This window comes from uncultured Shimia sp. (assembly GCF_947493595.1).
In the GTDB taxonomy this organism is placed as follows: domain Bacteria; phylum Pseudomonadota; class Alphaproteobacteria; order Rhodobacterales; family Rhodobacteraceae; genus Shimia.
This window is the reverse complement of the sequence record NZ_CANLRL010000009.1, coordinates 209,068-216,798: the sequence shown is the minus strand read 5'-3', so window position 1 is coordinate 216,798 and position 7,731 is coordinate 209,068. Positions and strand designations below refer to the sequence as shown.

Sequence of the window (7,731 nt, the reverse complement as noted above, 5' to 3'; positions counted from 1 at the left end):
CAAGCGCCCAAATCCACGTCGGTAATACGTCGGTATCGCAACTGTATTACGGAGGTGCGGAAATACGGAAGAAACAATGCCCTTTCTCTCCCCCTACCCCACAGCGCGTGCCCGTTGCGTCTCTCGCGAGTCACAGGGACTGCAGAGACAGTAGCTGACGAGCCAGAGGCTTCAGTGCCTGCTGTGCCTCTAAGACCAATTGGGTCGCACGGGTGGTTGCGGCGGTGTGCTGACCTCCGGTTACCCGATCGGCCAGCTGACGGGCAGCCTGCGCATCGTCAGCAACGCGATGCGCCAAACCCTCCGCTTCCAACTGACGATAGTCCTGAGTAAAGTTGGCCGTGTTGGGACCGCACATCACAGGGCAACCCAGCACGATGGCTTCCCAGGGATTGTGCCCTTCTGTGTTGCCAAAACTGCCACCAATCAACGCCACCTGTGCAAGTCGATACCACAGACCCAGTTCACCAAGCGTGTCGGCCACATAGACCTGATGGCGCTTCTCGACCATCTGCCCACAACTGCGCTGCGCAAACGACACCCCTGCCCCTGCCAGCGCCTGACAGATCTCTGCCCCCCGCTCCGGCGCACGTGGTGCAACAATCAGCAGCGCGTCAGGGTCCGTTTTTAACACCTCTTTTTGGGCGGCAATGGCCACTGCCTCATCCGGCACATGACTGGAGGCCGCAACCCAGCATCGCCGATTTGCCAAAGCCCCTCGCAACTCATCCAAAGCTTCCGTATTTACGTTCAAGGGCGCAGCCGCCGGTTTGAGCGACGGCATGACCTGCGGCGCGACTGCGCCAAGCCGCTTCAAGTAATCTGCGGAGGTTGGCTCCTGTGCTGCCACAAAGGCAAACATCTGCATCAGGTCTTTAAAGCCCGACCGCACTTTGTGCCGGCGCTCAAACCCGTCTTGAGAGATTCGAGCATTGATATACGCCAAGGGGATACCACGGCCGGCAATGTCGACAATTGCCCCGGGCCAAAGGTCCTGTTCCGACCAAATCGACAGATCCGGCCGCCAATGGTCCAAAAAGCGGGCGACATAAGTGGGGCCGTCCAGCGGCAAAAACTGATGCATCACCCGGGGCGGCAGGTTTTGCCCCAAAACCTGGGCTGAACTGCGGGCGGTTGAGGTGACCAGGAAATGGGCTTCCGGCGCCAATTCCCCCATCACTTGCAACAAAGGCCGCAGAGCCAGGACTTCGCCCAACCCCACCGCATGTAGCCAGATCAATGGGCCCTCAGGCCGCGCCAACCCAGCTTGCCCGAGTTTCTCTTGCGCACGTGTGGGATCATCTTTGCCACGTGCCACGCGGCGGGCCACCACAGCGCGCATCACCGGCTGCAACACAACACGCAAGGCCAGGTAGCTGCGCAACTGCCACCCAAGCGAAACCTCTGCGCTTTTTTGCTCAATGCCCATACCAAGGTGCCCGTCCGTTGCTGTGGTTCTCAACCTTATATACACTGGCCAAAGCCCAAGACCATGCCCGGGCAAAGCGTTGCCGCCAAACAACGCTTACGCGAAAACCCACGTTAATAAGTGGTGAAGGACTTTCTGAAACAGTGCGCCTGACGCCACTGTTTGTTACGTATTTGATGCCGGATCCCAAATGTCACTGACAACATCTTTTTGGACCTTAAGCCGCTCGCTGGCCAGACGGACCTATCTGCCCTCATTCATCGCGCTTGCTGTGGTGTTCTTCTTGGCAAATTACGCTGAGAAAAGCGAGACCGTGATTGCGCAACAAGAGCAACGGGCCCTGATCAGCAGTGAAGCCAGCCGCCTGCGCGCCCAATTGGAGGGTTACGTCACCGCGGATATCCAGTTGGTGCGCGGCATGGTGGCAGCGTTATCCGCCAATTTGGACATGTCCCAGGAAGGCTACAGTGCGCTTGCAAGCCAAGTGATGGGCACCCGTCACGAATTCCTCAATATCGCACTGGCGCCGGATCTGGTTGTGAACCGCGTCTACCCTTATGAGCCCAACAAAGCGGCGCTTGGATTGGACTACAACAAGAATGAAGCCCAGCGTGCGGCCGCCTTCCGGGTGCGCGACACCGGCGACGTGGTTCTTGCCGGCCCCTTAAATCTGGTGCAGGGCGGAACCGGTTTTGTGGGACGCTTCCCGGTCTGGGACACTCGCAACGGGCAAAAGCGTTTTTGGGGTTTGGTCGCCGCTGTCATAGATGCGGATGTCCTCTACAAGGAAGCAGGGCTCTTAGATCCCTCTCTGGCCATCGACGTCGCCCTCATAGGCAAAGATGGCACCGGCGCTCAGGGCGAGCTCTTTTTTGGCGACAGCACCATTCTGGACGACACGCCGATCCTGATGGACATTCAATTGCCAAGTGGGTCCTGGCAAATGGCCGTGCGCCCCAAAATTGGATGGGCCACAGCCGCTGACGACGTTTGGGGTACCCGGATCTTCTTCCTCTTTGTTGGCCTGCTTATTTTTATTCCAACTTTTGCTGCCGGACGCCTGTCCGAGACACGTAGGCACGCCATCGATACCTTAAAGCGCCGCGAAACCGAGCTTGAGCGCCTGTCTCTTGTGGCCAAACATGCCTCCGACAGCATTATCCTGAGCACGCCGGATGGCATAATTCAGTGGGTGAACGCCGGTTTTACCCGCATGATGGGCTACAGCTCCGAGGAGGCGGTTGGCCAACACGTTGGCAAGTTGCTGAATTCAGAGAATACCAGCCCAGACACCATCCAAGCCATGATCGACCAGCGGATCCAAGGCAACCGGTTCCATTGTCAGATTGTCAACAAAACCAAAGACGGCCGGGACATTTGGGTTGGCACGAATATCTTCCCGATCAAAGACGAAGACGGCAACATCACGATGAACATCGGGATCGAGCGCGACATCACCCGCACCAAAAACTACGAGAAGGATCTGGCCGAAGCCAAGCTCGTGGCGGAAAAGGCCGATCGCGCCAAATCTGAGTTCCTCGCCAATATGAGCCATGAGATTCGCACGCCCATGAATGGCATTCTGGGCATGGCTGATGTGCTGAGCGAAAGCGACCTTTCGATCGACGATCGCCAATGTGTCGAAACCCTGCGTGACAGTGGTCACGCACTGCTTAAAATCATCAACGACATCTTGGATCTATCCCGTCTGGAAAGCGGCAAGCTGGAGGTGTCCGAGGTTGATTTCAACCTGCGCCGCTGTATCAACAGTGCGGTCGAGCTGCTGCGCCACAAGGCGGAAAAAAAGGGCATTTCGCTCACAGTGGACTATGCCGATGACCTGCCCAAAAACGTGCGATCCGACGATGGCCGGCTGCGCCAGATTGTTGTGAACCTGGTTGGCAACGCTGTGAAATTCACCTCCGAAGGCGGGGTACGGGTTCAGGTAAGCCGGGACGATGACGCGGAGCATGGCATCAAAATTGGCGTTTATGACACCGGTATTGGCATCTCTTCTGAGCAGGCAAAGCACATTTTTGACCGCTTCGCCCAGGCGGATGCCGCAACCACGCGGGCCTTTGGCGGCACCGGGCTTGGCTTGACAATCTCCGCCATGCTGGCCCGGCGCATGGGCGGTAATATCATCCTCTGTGATGACTATGAAGAAGGCGCTTGTTTTGTCGCCACCATCAACACCCAGCCTGCGTTGGGGGCCACCCCACAGGACACCGCCCCACCTGTGTTTGCTTCAGAACACTTAGATGGCGCGCGCATCCTGCTGGCCGAAGACAACAAGACAAACCGCCTGCTGGTGCAAAAATACCTGTCCGCTTTTGACGTGGAACTGATTGAGGTGGAAAACGGGCTGCAGGCTGTCGAGTTTTGCAAAGCCTACAATCCGGATGTGGTTCTGATGGACATGTCGATGCCGGAGCTGGACGGGGTGGAGGCCACCCGCATCATCCGGTCTTTGCCCATTCATCAGCCGCCCATTGTGGCGCTGACAGCCAATGCTTTTGACAGTGACAAAGACGCGTGTCTGGAAGCAGGCATGGACTACTTCCTGTCAAAGCCGATCAACAAGGCCCACCTTCTGCAGGCATTGTCGACCCAGTTGGAACACCGCAAGGCCTCCTAACCCTGTTGCATTGCGGGACCGGCGGCGCTGATTATAGCGCCGCCGTCCTCGTCACCTAGGCAGCAGGCATCCGCTGCTCAACAATTTCTGCCCACCAGGAACAGCCCGCCGGAATGGCCTCATCGTTAAAGTTGTATTCCGGGTGGTGAACCATCGCGCCGTCTTCGCCGTTGCCCACCAAAATATAGGCCCCCGGACGCTCTTCCAGCATGAAGGCAAAGTCCTCGCCGCCCATGACCAGCGGTGCTTCATCACACTGACCAGAAATCGACTTGGCCACTTCGGCGGCAAATTCGGTCTGTGTTTCAGAGTTCACCATCACCGGGTAGCCGCGGTGGTATTTGACTTCGACTGTGCCACCAAAGGTCGCCGCGATGCCGTTGCAGATGTCGTTGATACGCTCTTCCGCCAAGGCACGCATATCTTTGGACATAGTGCGCACGGTGCCTTTGATGTGCACCTTCTGCGGGATCACGTTGAACGCTTTGGACGAGGTCTCAAAGCTGGTCACGGAGACAACCACCTGATCCACCGGATCAGCGTTGCGGCTGGCAATGGTCTGCAGCGCCAGAACCGCCTGCGCGGACATCACAGTGGTGTCCACCGTGTCATGTGGCTTGGCAGCGTGACCGCCTCGACCTTCAAAGTGGATTTCAAACTGGTCGGTTGCCGCAAAGAACGAGCCCGGACGGATCGCAAAGGTGCCCAGCGGCACACCCGGCCAGTTGTGCATGCCGTAAACTTCCTGAATGCCCCAACGCTCCATCAGACCGTCTTCACACATCTCGCGACCACCGCCGCCACCTTCTTCAGCAGGCTGGAAGATCACCACAACCGTGCCGTCAAAGTTGCGGGTCTCCGCCAAATACTTCGCCGCACCCAGCAGCATGGCGGTGTGCCCATCGTGACCACAGGCATGCATCGCGCCCGGTGTTTTGGAGGCATACTCCAGACCGGTCTGCTCGTGGATAGGCAGCGCATCCATGTCAGCACGCAGACCAATCACCTTGCCAGAGCCGGTCTCTTTGCCCTTGATCACGCCAACAACGCCGGTGCGGCCAATACCGGTGGTCACTTCGTCCAGACCAAACTCTTCCAGTTTCTCCGCCACAAGCGCGCTGGTGCGGTGCGTTTCAAACAGGATTTCCGGGTTCTCATGCAGATCACGGCGCCAGGCGGTGATTTCGTCATGCAACTCTGCAAAACGGTTCTTGGTTGGCATAATTGTTCCTCGCTTAATAGTACGTTCTTAAACCGCTGGCATGCGGCGTTCGATCACTTCGGACAGAAAGCTGCTCCCGTGCGGGATTGCCTCGTCGTTAAAGTTATATTCGGGGTGGTGCAACGCCGCGCTGTCGCCGTTGCCCACCATGATGAAGGCCCCGGGCCGCGCTTGCAACATATAGGAGAAATCTTCGCCGCCCATCTTCAAAGGCGCTTCATGACACCCCCCAGACACCGCCGTAGCAACCTCTTCCGCAAACGCCGCCTGCTCATCCCAGTTGATTGTTGCAGGCGTGATGCGCTGATAGTCGACCGTGGCCGTGCCGCCAAACGTCGCTGCGACACCGGCCACAACTTCTTCCATACGCGCTTCAACCATATCCTGTGTATCCGGGTTAAACGTCCGCACGGTGCCTTTCAGCGTCGCGGTGTGTGGGATCACATTGTAGACGTCCGAGCCGGTCTGAAACGAGGTCACCGACAGCACAGCACGATCCACAGGATCGGCGTTGCGGCTGACTATCGACTGCAGCGCCAAATGGATCTGGCTGCCCATCATCGTCGGGTCGATGGTCTTATTCGGCTGCGCCGCATGGCCACCTTTGCCTTCGATCTCAATGGTGAAGAAATCCACCGCCGCCAGCAACGGTCCTTTGCGCAAGGCAAACTCGCCAACCGGCAGGCCGGGATAGTTGTGCATGCCATAGACCTCTTTGATGCCAAAGCGCTCCATCATGCCATCTTCGACCATGGCCAAGGCACCATTGCCACCTTCTTCCGCAGGCTGAAAAATCACCGCCACGGCCCCATCAAAGTTGCGGGTCTCGCTGAGATACTTCGCCGCCCCAAGCAACATCGCCGTGTGCCCATCATGGCCACAGGCATGCATCGCGCCGTCACGCTTCGAGGCGTACTCCAGCCCTGTCTGCTCCGCCATTGGCAGCGCATCCATGTCCGCTCGCAAGCCGATCACATTGCCTTTGGTATCTGTCTTACCTTTGATCAACCCAACCACACCGGTACGGCCAATGCCGGTGACCACTTCGTCACAGCCAAACGCCTTGAGCTTTTCGGCCACCAAAGCGGATGTGCGATGGGTGTCATACAACACCTCCGGGTGCGCATGAATATCCCGCCGCCATTCGGTGATTTCGGCGTGCAACTCCGCGAAACGGTTTTTAACCGGCATGTCTCTCTCCCCTGCCCCTGCTTTAGTCTGCGCTCGGCATGCGCCGCTCAATCATCTCGACAAACCAGCTGCTGCCCACCGGGATGGCTTCATCGTTGAAATCGTAGGCTGGATGGTGGCACTGTGCGCTGTCGCCATTGCCCAGGAAGATATAGGCACCGGGGCGCTCTTCCAGCATGAAGGAGAAATCTTCTGCAGGCATAATAGGTTGCACATTGGCGTCCACATTTGCCACACCCGCCACGGCCTGAGCCGCTTCCACAGCAAACTCTGTTTCACGATCATGGTTGACCGTGACTGGGTAGCCCTCTTCCCAGATCACCTCTGCTGTCGCGCCAAAGGCCAGTGCCGTATGGGTGGCAACCTCGCGAATGCGCCGTTCCGCCAACTCGCGATTGTTGTTGTCCAACGTCCGCACGGTGCCCTTCATACGCACCGTATGGGCAATCACATTGGAAGCACTGCTGTCGGTCTCCAATGTCCCCACGGTCAGCACCACGCGTTCAATTGGCTTCACGTTGCGCGATACAATGCTCTGCAAGGAGACCAAGATCTGCGCCGCCACAAGGGTTGTGTCGACCGCCTCCTGAGGCTCAGCCGCGTGGCCACCTTTGCCGGTGACCACAATCTCAAACTCATCCGCCGATGCCAAAAGCGCCCCGGGACGGATGCCAAATTCACCAATAGGCGTGCCCGGCCCGTTGTGCAGCCCGTAGACTTCTTGAATGTTCCACCGGTCCATCATGCCGTCGCGGCACATCTCCCGGCCACCACCGCCGCCTTCTTCGGCGGGCTGGAAAATCATCACCGCCGCGCCGTCAAAGTTGCGCGTCTCCGCCAGATACTTCGCCGCGCCCAGCAACATCGCGGTATGTCCGTCATGCCCACAGGCGTGCATCTTGCCGTCAACCTTGGATGCGTAATCCAGCCCGGTCGCCTCGTGGATCGGCAGCGCATCCATGTCTGCCCGCAACCCAATCACCCGCCCTTTGGTGTCTGTTTTGCCTTTGATCACCGCCACAACACCGGTCTGCCCAATGCCCGGCGTGATCTCGTCCACACCAAATTCCTTCAACCGTTCCTGCACAAAATCCGCCGTCTCATGTACATCAAACAACAGTTCGGGGTTCTCATGCAGATGACGCCGCCATCCGGTGATCTCTTCGTGCATTTGCGCAATACGATTGCGGATAGGCATGGGCACTTCCTCCTAAAGGGCATGGTTTTCCTGATCGCTGCGGCGAGACTGAA

Annotated in this window: 5 protein-coding genes; 1 reads left to right on the top strand and 4 read right to left on the bottom strand. The window is 58.1% G+C overall.

The window, feature by feature from the left end; all coding sequences use genetic code 11:
- Positions 1-130: 130 nt before the first annotated feature.
- Positions 131-1,462 (bottom strand): glycosyltransferase N-terminal domain-containing protein, encoded by a 1,332-nt coding sequence (locus Q0955_RS18675; protein ID WP_299427597.1) that lies wholly within the window; start codon positions 1,460-1,462, stop codon positions 131-133.
- 157 nt (positions 1,463-1,619) lie between these two features.
- Here Q0955_RS18675 and Q0955_RS18670 point away from each other — a divergent pair, with 157 nt between their 5' ends.
- Entirely contained in the window at positions 1,620-4,067 is a 2,448-nt protein-coding gene (locus Q0955_RS18670) for a response regulator (protein ID WP_299427594.1), read from the top strand.
- 55 nt (positions 4,068-4,122) lie between these two features.
- Here the strand turns inward: Q0955_RS18670 and Q0955_RS18665 are convergent, their stop codons facing one another.
- The 3 genes from Q0955_RS18665 to Q0955_RS18655 are packed head-to-tail and all read right to left on the bottom strand — an operon-like array spanning position 4,123 to position 7,678.
- Positions 4,123-5,289, bottom strand: a complete 1,167-nt coding sequence (locus tag Q0955_RS18665; RefSeq protein ID WP_299427591.1) for a M20 aminoacylase family protein — start codon at positions 5,287-5,289, stop codon at positions 4,123-4,125.
- A 27-nt stretch (positions 5,290-5,316) separates the two neighbouring features.
- A complete protein-coding gene (locus Q0955_RS18660) occupies positions 5,317-6,480 on the bottom strand; it encodes a M20 aminoacylase family protein (protein WP_299427588.1) in 1,164 nt (387 codons plus the stop codon).
- 22 nt (positions 6,481-6,502) lie between these two features.
- Positions 6,503-7,678 carry a M20 aminoacylase family protein gene (locus tag Q0955_RS18655; RefSeq protein WP_299427585.1) on the bottom strand — a complete coding sequence of 392 codons (1,176 nt, stop codon included), beginning with the start codon at positions 7,676-7,678 and terminating at the stop codon, positions 6,503-6,505.
- Between the last annotated feature and the right edge of the window lie 53 nt (positions 7,679-7,731).

Excerpts from the sequence above, each read along its gene's own strand:
- Q0955_RS18670 (WP_299427594.1), top strand. The coding sequence starts at position 1,620 with ATGTCACTGACAACATCTTTTTGGACCTTAAGCCGCTCGCTGGCCAGA.
- Q0955_RS18665 (WP_299427591.1), bottom strand. The coding sequence starts at position 5,289 with ATGCCAACCAAGAACCGTTTTGCAGAGTTGCATGACGAAATCACCGCC.
- Q0955_RS18660 (WP_299427588.1), bottom strand. The coding sequence starts at position 6,480 with ATGCCGGTTAAAAACCGTTTCGCGGAGTTGCACGCCGAAATCACCGAA.
- Q0955_RS18655 (WP_299427585.1), bottom strand. The coding sequence starts at position 7,678 with ATGCCTATCCGCAATCGTATTGCGCAAATGCACGAAGAGATCACCGGA.